Annotated in this window: 16 protein-coding genes; 4 read left to right on the forward strand and 12 right to left on the reverse strand. The window is 73.9% G+C overall.

The annotated features are described in order from the left end of the window. Positions 1 to 8: 8 nt before the first annotated feature. Genes hisF through hisD form a run of 8 tightly spaced genes read right to left on the reverse strand, consistent with a single transcriptional unit; the run spans position 9 to position 5,720 of the window. On the reverse strand, positions 9 to 764 hold the full coding sequence (gene hisF / locus FHS37_RS01395) for an imidazole glycerol phosphate synthase subunit HisF (protein WP_184817130.1): 756 nt from the start codon (positions 762 to 764) through the stop codon (positions 9 to 11). Continuing rightward, positions 761 to 1,165, reverse strand: a complete 405-nt coding sequence (locus tag FHS37_RS01400) for a Rid family hydrolase (RefSeq protein WP_184817131.1) — start codon at positions 1,163 to 1,165, stop codon at positions 761 to 763. The genes hisF and FHS37_RS01400 overlap by 4 nt, the downstream gene beginning before the upstream one ends. Continuing rightward, positions 1,162 to 1,887 (reverse strand): bifunctional 1-(5-phosphoribosyl)-5-((5-phosphoribosylamino)methylideneamino)imidazole-4-carboxamide isomerase/phosphoribosylanthranilate isomerase PriA, encoded by a 726-nt coding sequence (gene priA, locus FHS37_RS01405; protein WP_184817132.1) that lies wholly within the window; start codon positions 1,885 to 1,887, stop codon positions 1,162 to 1,164. The genes FHS37_RS01400 and priA overlap by 4 nt, the downstream gene beginning before the upstream one ends. 4 nt (positions 1,888 to 1,891) lie before the next feature. Next, a complete protein-coding gene (gene hisH, locus FHS37_RS01410; RefSeq protein ID WP_184817133.1) occupies positions 1,892 to 2,533 on the reverse strand; it encodes an imidazole glycerol phosphate synthase subunit HisH in 642 nt (213 codons plus the stop codon). A 4-nt stretch (positions 2,534 to 2,537) separates the two neighbouring features. After that, entirely contained in the window at positions 2,538 to 2,696 is a 159-nt protein-coding gene (locus FHS37_RS01415; RefSeq protein WP_167530123.1) for a CG2302 family histidine operon protein, read from the reverse strand. A gap of 2 nt (positions 2,697 to 2,698) precedes the next feature. Next, positions 2,699 to 3,292 (reverse strand): imidazoleglycerol-phosphate dehydratase HisB, encoded by a 594-nt coding sequence (gene hisB / locus FHS37_RS01420; RefSeq protein WP_184817134.1) that lies wholly within the window; start codon positions 3,290 to 3,292, stop codon positions 2,699 to 2,701. After that, positions 3,289 to 4,398: a histidinol-phosphate transaminase gene (locus FHS37_RS01425; RefSeq protein WP_184817135.1), complete on the reverse strand. Its 1,110-nt coding sequence runs from the start codon at positions 4,396 to 4,398 to the stop codon at positions 3,289 to 3,291. The genes hisB and FHS37_RS01425 overlap by 4 nt, the downstream gene beginning before the upstream one ends. Further along, a complete protein-coding gene (gene hisD, locus FHS37_RS01430; RefSeq protein WP_184817136.1) occupies positions 4,395 to 5,720 on the reverse strand; it encodes a histidinol dehydrogenase in 1,326 nt (441 codons plus the stop codon). Before hisD ends, FHS37_RS01425 begins: the two co-directional genes overlap by 4 nt. 191 nt (positions 5,721 to 5,911) lie before the next feature. Here hisD and FHS37_RS01435 point away from each other — a divergent pair, with 191 nt between their 5' ends. The 4 genes from FHS37_RS01435 to ybaK all read left to right on the forward strand — a co-directional run bounded on the left by FHS37_RS01435 (position 5,912) and on the right by ybaK (position 9,996). Then, on the forward strand, positions 5,912 to 7,489 hold the full coding sequence (locus FHS37_RS01435; protein WP_184817137.1) for an oxidoreductase: 1,578 nt from the start codon (positions 5,912 to 5,914) through the stop codon (positions 7,487 to 7,489). A 164-nt stretch (positions 7,490 to 7,653) separates the two neighbouring features. Further along, positions 7,654 to 8,706: a hypothetical protein gene (locus FHS37_RS01440; RefSeq protein ID WP_184817138.1), complete on the forward strand. Its 1,053-nt coding sequence runs from the start codon at positions 7,654 to 7,656 to the stop codon at positions 8,704 to 8,706. A gap of 11 nt (positions 8,707 to 8,717) precedes the next feature. After that, positions 8,718 to 9,458 carry an LON peptidase substrate-binding domain-containing protein gene (locus FHS37_RS01445; RefSeq protein WP_184817139.1) on the forward strand — a complete coding sequence of 247 codons (741 nt, stop codon included), beginning with the start codon at positions 8,718 to 8,720 and terminating at the stop codon, positions 9,456 to 9,458. A gap of 28 nt (positions 9,459 to 9,486) precedes the next feature. Beyond that, on the forward strand, positions 9,487 to 9,996 hold the full coding sequence (gene ybaK / locus FHS37_RS01450; protein ID WP_184817140.1) for a Cys-tRNA(Pro) deacylase: 510 nt from the start codon (positions 9,487 to 9,489) through the stop codon (positions 9,994 to 9,996). A 378-nt stretch (positions 9,997 to 10,374) separates the two neighbouring features. On the opposite strand, the gene FHS37_RS01455 is transcribed toward ybaK, so the two are convergent. From FHS37_RS01455 to FHS37_RS01470, 4 genes are all read right to left on the reverse strand, one after another. Continuing rightward, positions 10,375 to 11,100, reverse strand: coding sequence for an AAA family ATPase (locus FHS37_RS01455; protein WP_184817141.1), 726 nt, complete (start codon positions 11,098 to 11,100; stop codon positions 10,375 to 10,377). 34 nt (positions 11,101 to 11,134) lie between these two features. Further along, a complete protein-coding gene (locus FHS37_RS01460) occupies positions 11,135 to 11,956 on the reverse strand; it encodes an ABC transporter permease (RefSeq protein ID WP_184817142.1) in 822 nt (273 codons plus the stop codon). Positions 11,957 to 12,042: 86 nt separating this feature from the next. Next, positions 12,043 to 13,017, reverse strand: a complete 975-nt coding sequence (locus FHS37_RS01465; protein ID WP_184817685.1) for an ABC transporter ATP-binding protein — start codon at positions 13,015 to 13,017, stop codon at positions 12,043 to 12,045. Between the two features lie 223 nt (positions 13,018 to 13,240). Continuing rightward, positions 13,241 to 14,449 (reverse strand): NYN domain-containing protein, encoded by a 1,209-nt coding sequence (locus tag FHS37_RS01470; RefSeq protein ID WP_184817143.1) that lies wholly within the window; start codon positions 14,447 to 14,449, stop codon positions 13,241 to 13,243. Positions 14,450 to 14,544: the final 95 nt, after the last annotated feature.

The following is a 14,544-nucleotide window of genomic DNA, read 5'->3' on the forward strand; positions in this document are numbered from 1 at the left end:
GGCGGGCCTCACCGCACCGGGTGCCCGGCCTCCCGCAGGGTGTCCTTGACCTGGCCGATGCGCAGGTCGCCGAAGTGGAAGACCGAGGCCGCGAGGACCGCGTCCGCGCCCGCGCCGACGGCCGGCGGGAAGTCGGCCAGCTTGCCGGCGCCGCCCGAGGCGATCACGGGGACGGTGACGTGCTTGCGGACGGCGGCGATCATCTCCAGGTCGTAGCCGTCCTTGGTGCCGTCGGCGTCCATGGAGTTGAGCAGGATCTCGCCGGCGCCCAGTTCGGCGGCGCGGTGCGCCCACTCCACGGCGTCGATGCCGGTGCCGCGGCGGCCGCCGTGCGTGGTGACCTCGAAGGATCCGGAGTCCGTGCGGCGGGCGTCGACCGAGAGGACCAGGACCTGGCGGCCGAAGCGCTCGGCGATCTCCCGGATGAGGTCGGGGCGGGCGATGGCGGCGGTGTTCACGCCCACCTTGTCGGCGCCCGCCCGCAGCAGCCGGTCCACGTCCTCGGCGGTGCGCACGCCGCCGCCGACCGTCAGCGGGATGAACACCTGCTCGGCGGTGCGGCGCACCACGTCGTAGGTGGTCTCGCGGTTGCCCGACGAGGCGGTGATGTCCAGGAACGTCAGCTCGTCGGCGCCCTCGGCGTCGTACACCTTGGCCATCTCGACGGGGTCGCCCGCGTCGCGCAGGTTCTGGAAGTTGACGCCCTTGACGACCCGGCCGTCGTCCACGTCCAGGCAGGGGATGACTCGGACCGCCAGGGTCATGACTTCACGGCTCCTCTGAATGCTTCCAGTTCCACTGAGACCAGGACGCGCGAGTCGACGAAGCCCTCGACCACCAGGAGGGTGGTGACCGGGCGCACCGAGTCGAACAGTTCCTTGTGGGCCCGGCCGGCCGCGTCGACGTCCCGCGCGTGGGCGAGATGGAGGCGCGTGCGGATCACCGACTCGACGCCGAGCCCGAACTCGCCGATCGCCTCCAGCGCGTTGGTGAAGGCCACCTTGGCCTGTTCGTACGGGTCGCCCTCCCCGTACAGCACCTCGCCCCGGAACGCGGTCGTGCCCGCCACCAGGACGCGGTCGCCCGCCGCCACGGCGCGCGCCGAGCCGAGGGTCTCCTCCCAGGGGTTCCCGCTCTGCACGCGCCGTACGGCATCCGTTGTCATCGGGACACAGCCTCCAGTGCCTCTTCCAGGGTGAACGCCTTCGCGTACAGGGCCTTCCCGACGATGGCGCCCTCGACACCGAGCGGCACGAGATCGGCGATGGCGCGCAGGTCGTCCAGCGAGGACACGCCGCCGGAGGCGACCACGGGGCGGTCGGTGGCGGCGCAGACGTTCCTCAGCAGCTCCAGGTTGGGGCCCTGGAGGGTGCCGTCCTTGGCGATGTCGGTGACGACGTAGCGGGCGCAGCCCTCCTTGTCGAGGCGCTCCAGCGTCTCGTAGAGGTCGCCGCCGTCGCGGGTCCAGCCGCGGCCGCGCAGGGTGGTGCCGCGTACGTCGAGGCCGACGGCGATCTTGTCGCCGTGCTCGGCGATGACCCGGGCGACCCACTCGGGGGTCTCCAGGGCGGCGGTGCCGAGGTTGACGCGGGTGCAGCCGGTGGCGAGGGCGGCGGCGAGGGTGTCGTCGTCGCGGATGCCGCCGGACAGCTCCACCTTGATGTCCATCGCCCCGGTGACCTGGGCGATCAGCTCACGGTTGTTCCCGGTGCCGAACGCGGCGTCCAGGTCGACCAGGTGCAGCCACTCGGCGCCGGAGCGCTGCCAGGCGAGGGCGGCCTCGAGGGGGGAGCCGTACGACGTTTCCGTCCCGGACTCGCCGTGCACCAGGCGGACGGCCTGGCCGTCGCGGACGTCGACGGCGGGGAGCAGTTCGAGCTTGGCCATGTCTCTACAGGGTTCCGATCCAGTTGGTGAGGAGCTGGGCACCGGCGTCGCCGGACTTCTCGGGGTGGAACTGGGTGGCCCACAGGGCGCCGTTCTCCACGGCCGCCACGAACGGCTTGCCGTGGGTGGACCAGGTGACCAGCGGGGCGCGCATCGCCGGGTTGGCGGTCTCCAGGGTCCAGTCGTGGACGGCGTAGGAGTGCACGAAGTAGAAGCGGGCGTCCGCGTCGAGGCCGGCGAACAGCTCGGAGCCGTCCGGGGCGTCCACGGTGTTCCAGCCCATGTGGGGCACGACGTCGGCCTGGAGCGGCTCGACGGAGCCGGGCCACTCGTCGAGGCCCTCGCTCTCCACGCCGTGCTCGATGCCCCGCGCGAAGAGGATCTGCATGCCGACGCAGATGCCCATCACCGGGCGCCCGCCGGCCAGCCGGCGGTCGACGATCCAGTCGCCGCGCGCCTCCTTCAGGCCCTTCATGCAGGCGGCGAAGGCGCCGACGCCGGGCACCAGCAGCCCGTCGGCGTTCATCGCCTTGTCGAAGTCGCGGGTGATCTCGACGTCGGCTCCCGTGCGGGCGAGGGCGCGCTCGGCGGAGCGGACGTTGCCGAAGCCGTAGTCGAAGACCACGACCTTCTTGGTGGTGCTCAAGGGGTCACACCTCCAGCCTCAGGACGCCCGCGCCGAGGCACAGCGCGGCGCCGATCGAGAGCAGCACGATCAGGCTCGTGGGCATCTTCTGCTTGACGAAGGAGATGATCCCGCCGACGAAGAACAGGCCGACGACGATCAGGACGGTGGACAGTCCGTTCATGCCTACAGCGCGCCCTTCGTGGAGGGCAGGATGCCGGCCGCGCGCGGGTCGCGCTCGGAGGCGTAGCGCAGGGCCCGGGCGAGCGCCTTGAACTGGCACTCCACGATGTGGTGCGCGTTGCGCCCGTAGGGCACGTGCACGTGCAGCGCGATCTGGGCCTGGGCGACGAAGGACTCCAGGATGTGCCGGGTCATCGTGGTGTCGTACTCGCCGATCATCGGCGCCATCTTCTCGGGCTCGGTGTGCACGAGGTAGGGGCGGCCGGACAGGTCGACGGTGACCTGGGCGAGGGACTCGTCCAGCGGGACCGTGCAGTTGCCGAAGCGGTAGATGCCCACCTTGTCGCCGAGTGCCTGCTTGAAGGCGGCGCCGAGCGCGAGGGCGGTGTCCTCGATGGTGTGGTGGGAGTCGATGTGCAGGTCGCCCTCGGTCTTCACGGTCAGGTCGAACAGACCGTGCCGGCCGAGCTGGTCGAGCATGTGGTCGTAGAAGCCGACGCCGGTGGAGATCTCGGTCCTGCCGGTGCCGTCGAGGTCGATCTCGACGAGGACGGACGTCTCCTTGGTGGTGCGTTCCACGCGTCCTGTGCGGCTCATGCGCTCTGCTCCTTCTTGATGTCACGTACCGCGTCGAGGAACGCGTCGTTCTCGGCCGGGGTGCCCGCGGTGACCCGCAGCCATCCCGGTACGCCGTTGTCCCGGACCAGGACGCCCCGGTCGAGGATCTCGCGCCAGGCGGCGTGGGAGTCCTCGAACCTGCCGAACTGGACGAAGTTCGCGTCGGACTCGGTGACGTCGTAGCCGAGGGCGCGCAGTTCGGCGACCAGCCGGTCCCGCTCGGCCTTCAGCCGCTCGACGTACTTCAGCAGCGTGTCGGTGTGTTCGAGGGCGGCCAGCGCGGTCGCCTGGGTGATCGCCGACAGGTGGTACGGCAACCGGACCAGCTGGACGGCGTCGACGACCGCCGGGTGCGCGGCGAGGTAGCCGAGGCGCAGGCCCGCCGCGCCGAACGCCTTCGACATGGTGCGGGAGACGACGAGGTTCGGGCGTCCGTCGAGCAGCCGGAGCAGCGAGTCGCCGTGACTGAACTCGATGTACGCCTCGTCCACGACCACCATCGACGGCTTGGCCGCCTGGGCGGCCTCGTACAGCGCGAGGACGGTCTCGGGGGGCACCGCGTTGCCGGTGGGGTTGTTCGGGGTGGTGATGAAGACGACGTCGGGCCGGTGCTCGGCGATCGCCTTCTCCGCGGCGGCGAGGTCGATGGTGAAGTCCTCGCCCCGCGGCCCGGAGATCCAGCCGGTGCCGGTGCCGCGCGCGATGAGGCCGTGCATCGAGTACGAGGGTTCGAAGCCGATGGCGGTACGGCCCGGTCCGCCGAAGGTCTGCAGCAGTTGCTGGATGACCTCGTTGGAGCCGTTGGCGGCCCAGACGTTCTCCGCGGCGACCGGGTGTCCGGCCGTCTTCGTCAGGTATTCGGCCAGCCTGGTGCGCAGTTCGACCGCGTCCCGGTCCGGGTAGCGGTTGAGGTGCCGGGCGGCCTGACGGACCCGCTCGGTGATCCGCTCGACCAGCGGCTCGGGCAGCGGGTAGGGGTTCTCGTTGGTGTTCAGCCGTACGGGGACGTCCAACTGGGGCGCGCCGTAGGGGGACTTGCCGCGCAGCTCGTCCCGTACGGGGAGATCGTCGATTCCGAAGCTCACTTGTTCTCAGGCACCTTCCAGCCGAACCTCGCCTTGATCGCCGCGCCGTGCGCGGGCAGGTCCTCCGCCTCCGCCAGCGTGACCACGTGGTGCGCGACCTCGGCCAGCGCGTCCTCGGTGTAGTCGACGATGTGGATGCCGCGCAGGAAGGACTGGACGGACAGGCCCGAGGAGTGGCAGGCGCAGCCGCCGGTGGGCAGGACGTGGTTGGAGCCGGCCGCGTAGTCGCCGAGGGAGACCGGGGACCAGGGGCCGACGAAGATCGCGCCGGCGTTGCGCACCCGGTCGGCGACCGCGGCGGCGTCGGCGGTCTGGATCTCCAGGTGCTCGGCGCCGTAGGCGTCGACGACCCGCAGGCCCTCCTCGATGCCGTCGACCAGGACGATCGCGGACTGGCGGCCGGACAGGGCCGGGGCGATCCGGTCGTCGACGTGCTTGCTGGCCTTGACCTGCGGCTCCAGTTCCTTCTCCACCGCGTCCGCGAGCTCCGCGGAGTCGGTGACGAGGACGGCGGCGGCCAGCGGGTCGTGCTCGGCCTGGCTGATCAGGTCGGCGGCCACGTGCGCCGGGTCGGCCGTGGAGTCCGCGAGGATCGCGATCTCGGTCGGGCCGGCCTCGGCGTCGATGCCGATCTTCCCGGTGAAGTAGCGCTTGGCGGCGGCCACCCAGATGTTGCCGGGGCCGGTGACCATGGGGGCGGGCGGGCAGGACTCGGTGCCGTACGCGAACATCGCGACGGCGGTGGCGCCGCCGGCCGCGTAGACCTCGTCGACGCCGAGCAGGGCGCAGGCGGCGAGGATGGTGGGGTGCGGGAGCCCGCCGAAGTCGGCCTGGGCCGGGGAGGCGAGCGCGAGGGACGGGACGCCGGCCTCCTGGGCGGGCACGACGTTCATGATCACGGAGGACGGGTAGACGGCCCGGCCGCCCGGCGCGTACAGCCCCACGCGGTCGACCGGCACCCACTTCTCGGTGACCGTGCCGCCGGGCACGACCTGGGTGGTGTGGGTGGCGCGGCGCTGCTCCCGGTGGACGAGGCGGGCGCGGCGGACGGACTCCTCCAGGGCGGCGCGCACGGCCGGGTCGAGCCCCTCCAGGGCGTCGGTGAGCGCCTGCACCGGGACCCGGACGGATTCCAGCCGCACGCCGTCGAACCGCTCGGCGAAGTCGATCAGCGCCGCGTCGCCGCGATGATGCACGTCCTCGCAGATCGGGCGCACCTTCTCCAGGGCGGCCGCGACGTCGAAGTCGGCTCGGGGCAGCAGGTCGCGCAGGGCGGGGCCCTCGGGGAGGGCGTCGCCGCGCAGATCGATTCGGGAGATCACGTGCTCAATTCTCTCAGACCCGGGCGGTGGACCGTCCGCCCGTTCCAATGGCTGATACGGGCCCCTCGGTGACGGTGCGCACACACGCCGGAGATCCTCCTCACGTTCCGTGTTCAACCTCTCACGGAAACGGGCATGAACGGTTGTACGAAGGGACGAACCGACGAGTACCCGGGAGGGAGGGGAAAGCCGTGACCGAGGGGGCGGGACCGCACGCCGACGAGGTGCCCGAGGACCTGACCGCCGTGGAGGCCGGGATGTGGCAGGCCTTCCGGAACGGCAGTGTGTACGACCTGAGCAGCGGGGACGCGGTCGTCGACGATCCGCACGGAGGGCATCCGTGGGGTCCCGAGCGGACGGTCCGGGCCCGCGTGGTGTGCTGGCTCCTGCTGGACGGGCCGCCCGCGCTGGCCGGCCGGGTGTCCTCGCTGAAGCTGGTCGGGGTGCGGATCAGCGGCGCCCTGGACCTGGCGGGCGGCACGGTGGTGCCGTACGTGGAGATGCGGGACTGCCGCTTCGAGCGGGACGTGCTGCTGCCGGAGGCCCGCTTCACGACCGTGCGGATGGTGGACTGCTCGATACCGCGCCTGGAGGCGGCCCGGCTGCACACCGAGGGCGATCTGCACCTGCCGCGCTGCCGGTTCCCGGGCGGCGTACGGCTCACCGACGCCCGGATCGGCACGGACCTGCTGCTCAACCAGGCGGTCGTGCACCGGGACCGCAGCGGGCGCTCGATCGCCGGGGACGGCATGACGGTCGGCCAGGACCTCCAGGCCGAGATGCTGGAGTCGCACGGCGAGCTGAGTCTGCGCAGCGCGACGATAGGCGTCTCGCTCAGCCTGCGCGGCGCCCGGCTGCTCAACCCGTACACCCGGCTCGCGCTGAACGCCCCGCAGCTGACCGTGGAGCGTTCGCTGTACCTGACCCCGGCGGGCGTCGGCGCCCAGGCGCGGAGCGGGATGACCCCGGCGCGCGGGACGCGGATCCAGCGGTTCGAGTGCCAGGGCGGGGTGCGGCTGGACGACGGCCGGTTCGGGGACGCGGTCGACTTCGAGGGGGCCAGGTTCGCCTTCACCGACGACCAGGAGCTCTCGCTGCGCCGGGTGCAGACGCCGGAGCTGCGCTTCCTCGGGGAGCGGCCGGCCCGCGGCAGGGTGGTGCTGTCGGGGGCGCGGGTGGTCAACCTGATGGACCGGGCGGAGAGCTGGCCCGGCCCGGGCCGGCTGCACATGGGCGGCTTCGCCTACGAGAACCTGGTGCCGCGCGGCCCGTTCCCGCTGGAGCTGCGGCTGCGGTGGGTGGACGCGGCGAGCGCCGAGTACAACCCGGAGCCGTACGAGCGGCTGGCCGCCGTGCTGCGGGCGGGCGGGGAGGACGAGGAGGCCCGCGAGGTGCTGCTCGCCAAGCAGCGCCGCCGCCGCGAGAGCCTGCCGCTCGCGGCCAAGCTGTGGGGCTACGCGCAGGACTGGACGGTCGCCTACGGGTACCGGCCGGGCCGGGCCGCGGTGTGGATGGCGGTGCTGTGGGCGGGCGGTTCGCTGGCCTTCGCGCACGCGCACCATCCGCCCCTCAAGAGCGGTGAGCACCCCTCGTGGGACCCGGCCCTGTTCGCCCTGGACCTGCTGCTGCCGGTGATCGACCTGGGGCAGGTGGGCTTCTGGCAGCTGAGCGGCGGCTGGCAGTGGCTGGCGACGGCGTTCGTCCTGCTGGGCTGGATCCTGGCGACGACGGTGGCGGCGGGGGCCACGCGGACCCTGCGGCGCACCTAGGGAGCGCCGGTGCCAAGCGTGCTGTGACGCGGGGGGCCCGTGGCGCCCCGCGTCCTCGCGCACGGTGGGGACCGTCGGCTTTTTACCGGTCCTTGACCGGGCCGCGTACAACCTTCCGCGACTTCAGCGTGGACTCTGGCGCGGCTGTGACCTGCGGTCCTTCAATGGTCGGCACCATGGCTCTGCTGCACGGATTCACTCGTACCTCCCGGGGGCGAGGCGGGACGGGTGTCGTACCCGCCGCCACCGTCGTGCTGCCCGCCGACGACGACGTGCTCCTCGACGCACCCGACGACGCGCTGGGTCCGGCGCTGGTCGCGGCGGCCGGCGGCGATCACGCGTCCGCCGCCGGCCTGCTCGCCGCCACCCGGCACCGGGGTGCCTGGGAGCACCGCGACCGCTATGTGCGGCGGCTGGCCGCGTTCGCCCGCTCGCGCCCCGAGTGGCTGGACACCTGGCGCGCCCTCGCCCCGCGCGACCCCGACGGGCTGCTGGTGGAGGCCCAGCGGGCGGTGGACCGCGCCTGGGACTCACCGGCCCGGACCGAGCTGCTGCGCGAGGTGAGCCCGCTGATCACCGCCGCCGCGAAGGGGGACGCCCACGATCCGGTGCCGTGGCGGCTCGCCCTGGACCACGCCCGCGGCGCGCGCGCCGGGCACCGGTACTTCCAGGAGCTGTGGGAGGCGGCGGTCCGCCGCGCCCCGCACCACTACGGCTGCCATGTGGCGGCCCTGCGCTACCTGTCGTCCTCCTGGCACGGTGCGCACCGCGAGTGCTTCGACTTCGCGGACCTGGCCGCCCAGGACGCGCCGGACGACTCGCTCACCCAGGCACTGCCGCTGTGGGCGGCGTTCGGCTACCTGACCGACGGCTGCGGCCCCGAGGTGCCGCGCGCGCGGCTCGAGGCGGCGGCCGACCGCGCCGCCGCCCTGTCCGCCCGGCTGCCGACGGGCCACTCCTGGCCGGCCGAGCCGCGCAACCTCCTGACCTACGTCCTGGTCCGCCTCGAACGCTGGCCGGACGCCCTGGAGCAGCTGCGCCTGACCGGCCCGTACGCCACGTCCTTCCCCTGGGACCGGGACGCGGACGACCCGCTCGGGCGGTTCCTGGAGGTGCGTCAGGGCGTGCGCGCGGCGGTCGCGTCCGGTTCCTCCCCCACGGGTTCCGGCCATCCACGGAGTGAACGGGGCGGACGGGCCCGCTTCGGCGACCATTAGGCTCTTGCGTCGTGACCACCGTCCGGCTCCCGCTCTTCCCCCTGAACACAGTCCTGTTCCCCGGGCTCGTGCTCCCCCTCAGCGTCTTCGAGGAGCGCTACCGCGCCATGATGCGCGAGCTGCTGAAGACCCCGGAGGACGAGCCGCGCCGGTTCGCCGTCGTGGCGATCCGCGACGGCCACGAGGTCGCGCCGAGCGCCCCCGGCATGCCCGACCCGACCGCCGTGCCCGAGCGGGGTCCGGCGGCCGGCTTCGGCACCGACCCGCTCCGGGCCTTCCACAAGGTGGGCTGTGTGGCCGACGCGGCGACGATCCGGGAGCGGGCCGACGGCACCTTCGAGGTGCTGGCGACCGGCACGACCCGGGTGCGGCTGCTGTCGGTCGACGCTTCCGGGCCGTACCTGACGGCCGAACTGGAACCGGTGGCCGAGGAACCCGGCGACGAGGCGGGGACGCTGGCGGAGGGGGTGCTGCGGGCGTTCCGCCAGTACCAGAAGCGGCTGGCGGGGGCCCGGGAGCGGTCGCTGGCGACCGGTGCGGACCTGCCGGACGAGCCGGGCGTCGTCTCCTACCTGGTCGCCGCCGCGATGATGCTGGACACGCCGACGAAGCAGCGTCTGCTCCAGGCGCCGGACACGGCGTCCCGGCTCCGCGACGAGCTGAAACTCCTTCGCACGGAGACGGCGGTCATCCGTAGTCTGCCGTCGTTGCCGGCGTCGGAGCTGACGCGCGGGCCGACGAGTCTCAACTGACGCACGACTGTCTGGGGTACGGGCCGGGATGGCGAAGAAGTCCAAGAAGAAGCAGCAGCAGCAGCCGGGGGGCACCCCTGCGACGGTGGCCCTCACCGCGGCCGGGGTGCCGTTCACGGTCCGCTCCTACGACCACGACCCCTCCCACCCGTCCTACGGCGAGGAGGCCGCCGAGGCGATGGGCGTGCCGCCGGACCGCGTCTTCAAGACGCTGGTGGCGGACGTCGACGGCGCACTGACGGTGGCGGTGGTCCCGGTGGCCGGCCAGCTGGACCTGAAGGCGCTCGCGGCGGCGGTCGGCGGCAAGCGGGCCGTGATGGCCGACCCCGCGCTGGCGGAACGCACCACGGGTTACGTCCGCGGCGGCATCTCGCCGCTGGGCCAGCGCAAGAGGCTGCCGACGGTCCTGGACGAGTCGGCCGCCCTGCACGACACGATCTGCGTCTCGGCCGGCCGCCGCGGCCTGGAGGTCGAGCTCTCCCCCGACGACCTGACCGCGCTGACCTCGGCGACCCTGGCCCCGATCGGACGTGCCTAGTCCCTCGACGGGACCTCCTTCCTCGGCTGACGAGGAAGGCCATGCCGAAGAGGACCCGCACACGCAGGTGGCGCACGAGGAAGGGCCGGGCGAACCACGGACGGCGCCCGGCGTGGCCCGCCGTCCACCGGGGCCGTGCACCGGAGCCGTGGCCCGCTGCCCGCCGGCTCCGGGGCCGGCGCCAGGGTCTTCCGTTCGGATCGGGCCGGATCGGGGAGCGGGGTCCGGTGCCGTGCGTCGCGAGGCGGAGGAGGCCGGCAGGGCGGAGCCCTGCCGGCCGACGACGACGCGGCGGTGGAGGTCCCTCCCGCGCGGGCGAAACCGAGCGTGGGAGTGGTGCCGGGGCCCGCGAGCCCGGCATGACCCGAACGAGAGGCCCTAGGAGCCCGACGCCGCCCCGTGCGGTCCCTGCGGGACGTACGGGTCCGGCGGCGGGAAGTGGTCCGGGTCGCGGGGGCCGAACAGGGCGGTCAGCCCCAGGTGCAGGACCAGCGCCGCGAACGGCCACGCCAGCAGCGCGCCCTTGGCGTTCAGCTTCAGCGGCGCGTCGAAGGTGACCCCCTTGCCCGCGCTCCTCGCCTGGGCGACCACGTCCTGCGCGGGACCGAGCCACACGCCGATCCGCCAGGCCAGCAACGATCCGAGCAGGCCTCCGACCGCCAGCGCCACCACCAGCGGCACGCCCCCGCGCCGCCGCACGAGGAACACGGCGAGCGCGCTCACCACGCCGAAGCCCAGCGCCAGGAGGGAGAACGTCCCGTCCACCCCGACGGCCTGCTCGCCCTCGGTGTCCTTGAGGTAGACGACCCAGTTGCCGCTCACCACGTCGCCCACGAGCGGCACGCGCGGCGCCAGCCACCACCACAGCACCCCGAGGAGCACCCCGCCGAGCGCCACCGCCACCGCGGTCACGGCGGCCTCCCGCATCTCCGTCTTCATCCCGGGGCCGTCCTGTTCGTACCACCGGCCGTGCCGTGGGTACTCGGCGTGCCCGGTCTTCCTCTGCGGGTCCGGGGCGGCCGCGTGCCCGTCGGACGGCGGCTGCCACGCGTCCCGCGCGGAATGTTCGTGCGGAGGCGGTGGTGGTGTCAGAGGTGCGCTCACCCTGCCATCGTGCCAGGCCCGGCTGTGCGGCGCGTCACCGGACGGCGGCCCTGCGGTACGCCCAGGTCGCCACCGCCAGCGAGATCACGCCGACGCCTCCGCACACGGCGAGGTCGCCGAGCACGTGCGCCCAGGCGGGGTGCGGACCGAAGGTCCGTGCGAAGGCCTCGACGCCGTACGTCGACGGCAGCAGGTCCCGCGCCAGGCGCACCGCCTCCGGCATCCGCTCCGCCGGCAGCACGCCCAGCAGCAGCGCCGCCGACATGCCCAGCTGCCCGAGCAGCGTGGCCAGCTCCGGCCGCGGCGCGAGCAGGCCCAGCGCCGCGCCCAGCCCCGCGAGGGCCGCGCCCGCCAGCGGGATCACGGCGGCGAGCACCCACAGGTGGGCCAGGGGCAGCCCGAACAGGACGCACCCGAAGACGGCGGTCACGACGGTCCCCGGCACGGTGAAGGACGCGTACGCGCCGGCCGCGCCCAGCACCACCGCCGCCGGCGGCACGGGAAGGGTGGCGTAGTGGTCGAGGCCGCCGCTGGCCCGCAGCTGCCCGAAGTACTGCGCGAGGAGGTTCAGCGCCACGAAGGCCACGACCAGCACCGACGAACCGGCGACCACGGCCTGCGCCTCGCCGCCGCCGTCCACGACCCCGCGCATCAGGATCATGATCCCGATCGACTGGAAGGTCGCCACGAACAGCAGCGGTATCCTCGCCACCCGCGCCCGGGACAGCTGCGCCCGGTACACGGCCGCCAGCGACGGCCACAGCCGCGCCCGGGGACCGAGCTCGGCCGGTCTCGGTGCGGCCTCCTCCGCGGCCAGGGCGCCGCCCGGCAGGACATCGGCGGGTACGACACTCACGTCGTGCTGCTCCCCTTCGTTCGGAGGTCCGCCCGGATCCGCTCCGGTGGTCGCCCTGTTCCGTACGGATGACGCGGCCCGGGTGCTCATGCCTTCACCAGCCCCTGCCGCACGGCGCCGCCCAGCGCCAGGTACACGTCCTCCAGGCTGGGGGTGGCCAGCGTGAAGTCGTCCAGGGCGGCGAAGGCGGCCCCGCCGGTGACGGTGGCGACGACCGTACGGGCCTCCTCGGGCGCCAGCCGCAGGGTCCAGCGGCGGCCCGACTCGGCGACCCGGTCCCGCAGCGCGGCGACCTCGGGAACGTGCAGCGGCGGCGCCTCGCGCCACACCAGCTCGACCCGGACCTCGCCCGCGACCTGCTCCTTCAGCCCGGCCGGGCTGTCGCAGGCGATGACCCGGCCCCGGTCCAGGACGGCGACCCGGTCGAGGACGGTCTCGGCCTCGATGACGTTGTGGGTGACCAGCAGCACGGTCGTGCCGCGCTCGGCCCGGCGCCGGTCGACGGCGGACCACACCGCGCGCCGCGCCACCGGGTCCATGCCGGTGGTGGGCTCGTCCAGCACGAGCAGGGGCCGCTCCCCCACCAGCGCGGCGGCGAAGCAGGCCAGCCGCCGCTGGCCGCCGGACAGCTTCCGCAGGGGGCGCCCGGCGATCGGGGTGAGCCCCAGCTCCTCCAGGACGGCGTCCCGGTCCGCCCGCGCCTGCCGTACGTCGAGGCCGCGCAGCCGGCCGGTGGTCTCGGCGGCGAGGGACACGGTCAGTTCGTCGAGGGCGGTGGACTCCTGTCCGAGGTAGGCGAGGATGCGTGAGGCCCGCTCGGGGTGGCGCACGATGTCGTGGCCGAGGATCTCCACACTGCCGTGGTCGGGCCGCATCAGCCCGGTCAGCTGGCGTACGAGGGTGGACTTGCCGGCCCCGTTCGGCCCGAGCAGTCCGAAGATCTCACCGCGCCGGATGTCGAGCCGTACGTCGTCGGTGGCCCTGACCTCGGGCGTCGCGGGAACCCCGCGCCGGCCGCGGACCGCCGGATAGGTCTTGGTCAGCCCGCGCACCGCGCACACGACGTCACCACCGTGCCGGAATGCCTGTGCCGCGCGCGTACTCACAAGGGACGAGCCTACGGGGTCGGCCGCCCGGGTCCGCTTCCGGGTCGGCCGGGTGCCGCACGTCCACCGGTACGCCGTGGACCCGCGGCAGGACCGGTCGGCCCCGGCGCCCCGGCACGGACCCGGCGTCAGGGCGCCCCTCGCGCCCCCGGACGACCGGCCCGGCCCGTCTCCCGCCTCACTCGCCGGAGACGGCCCGTTCCGTGCCCGTGCGGACGTCGACCTCCCGCCAGAAGCCCGCCCGGATGGCGTACCGGTCGCGCTCGTCGATCTGGTCGTCCTTGTGGGCGAGCAGCCCGAAGCGGGCCGCGTAGCGCAGCAGTTCGCCGTCGATGCGGTGCGGGATGCGGGGGTACATGGCGGACAGCTTCTGGATGTGGCACTGGTCGCCGAGCCGCTCCACCCAGCGCCGGGCGAAGACCTGCCCCACCTCGAAGGGGTCGCCGCCGACGGTGGTGATGTCCTCCTCGCGGTCGGCCCACCGCTGCTCGGCCGTGGTCAGCTGGGCGAGCGTCGGCATGGAGGCGGCCTCGGCCGGCTCGGCGACGGGCCGGTCGACCCAGCCCTTGTCGGAGGACCAGCGCAGGGTGGCCGACGCCGGCTGCGGGGGGTGCTGGACGCCGGGGCCGCGCAGGGCGGCCAGGTCCTTGGGGGTGGGCACGCCCTTGACCGCGGGCGTCCGTTCCGCGCTGCCGTTCCGCGCGCCGGCGGCCGGGTGCTGCGGCTCCTGCGCGGTCCGCTCGGCCGCCGCGGTGAGCGCGGACTCCGGCAGCGGGGCGGAGAGGATCGCGGCGATCTCGGGTCGCGCCGCGGGCGGCGGGGTGCACACCCCGGTGGACTCCTTGGCCCGTACGGCCCGGGTGATCCACGCGCGGTCCAGCACCCGGCGCTCGTCGGCCTCGGCGACCAGGTCCTCGGACTGGTTGTAGTCGCCGTCGGCGGCCTGCACGGCCCACAGGTGGACGGCGACGCCGTGCTCCTTGGCGGCCATCATGCCGGGCAGCAGGTCGCCGTCACCGGTGACCAGGACGATGTCGGAGCAGGCCCGGTTGCGGGCCAGCTCGGTGAGCTCGGCGTGCATCGCGGCGTCGACACCCTTCTGCGCCCAGCGGCCGTCGCTGCGGGTCAGCGCCCCGAGCCGGACGGTGACCCGGGGCATCACGCGCAGCCTGCGGTGCTCGGGCTGCGGGACGCGGTCGGGGGCGCCGTCGAACCAGTAGATGCGCAACAGGGGCTGCCGCGTGTCGGACTCGGCGCGTTCGCGCAGTCCCTGGATGAGGGCCGCGTGGTCGACGGTGATGCGGGACCGTGAGGGCTCCCCGGCGAGGAGACTGGCGGCGGCCCCCAGCAGATACCCGGCGTCCACCAGGACGATGCAGCGGTCCACGCGATCCACCCTCTTTCCGGGAGGTTTGCTTCGGGCTTGCTTCGAGTCTGCCCGACCACGCCGGGGTTAACGGCTCGAACTCGATCTTCGGCGTG

Origin of the sequence: Streptomyces griseomycini (genome assembly GCF_014203535.1) — a bacterium.
In the GTDB taxonomy this organism is placed as follows: Bacteria; Actinomycetota; Actinomycetes; order Streptomycetales; family Streptomycetaceae; genus Streptomyces; species Streptomyces griseomycini.